Genomic DNA, 571 nt, shown 5'->3' with positions numbered 1-571 from the left:
AAAAATCCAAATGTTGCTGATATCGAACGGGCTTATTTTGAATGGAACCCGTAGAAAAACTTCGCTTTTTTACGGGATAATGTTCATTTAGCGCTACAAAAGTTACAAATGATTTTTCTGTCGAACTCACGTTCGTTAATGGGTTGGCATAATAAATGATTCTTCGTGAATTTTAGTTGCTGGCCAGCGTTCGGTAATGGTTTTACGACGTGTATAAAAACGAATGCTCTCATCCCCATGCATGTTAGTGTCACCAAAAGACGATTGCTTCCAGCCTCCAAATGGATGACTTGCAATTGGCACAGGAATTGGAATATTAACACCAACCATTCCAACCTGTACCCGCTGGCAATACTCGCGGGCTGTATAACCATCACGAGTAAAAATGGCTGTTCCGTTTCCATATTGATTGCGGTTCACTAAATTTAATGCGGAATCAAAATCAGGCGCGCGTACTATAATTAAGACCGGCCCAAACAATTCATTTTGATACACCGCCATGTCTTCTTTGACTTCATCAAATAAAGAGGGCCCAAGAAAAAAACCATTTGGGTATTCTGGATGGGTAAAG

1 protein-coding gene is annotated in these 571 nt (G+C 40.6%); it reads right to left on the bottom strand.

Features of this window, described 5'->3' with window-relative positions; all coding sequences use genetic code 11:
• Positions 1-135: 135 nt before the first annotated feature.
• Positions 136-571 (bottom strand): aldehyde dehydrogenase family protein (locus IEX97_RS13380; RefSeq protein ID WP_188883571.1); only part of this gene is annotated, 436 nt, incomplete at its 5' end.

Source organism: Paenalicyclobacillus cellulosilyticus (genome assembly GCF_014647315.1).
Taxonomy (GTDB): Bacteria; Bacillota; Bacilli; order Alicyclobacillales; family Alicyclobacillaceae; genus Alicyclobacillus_J; species Alicyclobacillus_J cellulosilyticus.
This window is presented reverse-complemented; position numbering and strand designations above follow the sequence as displayed.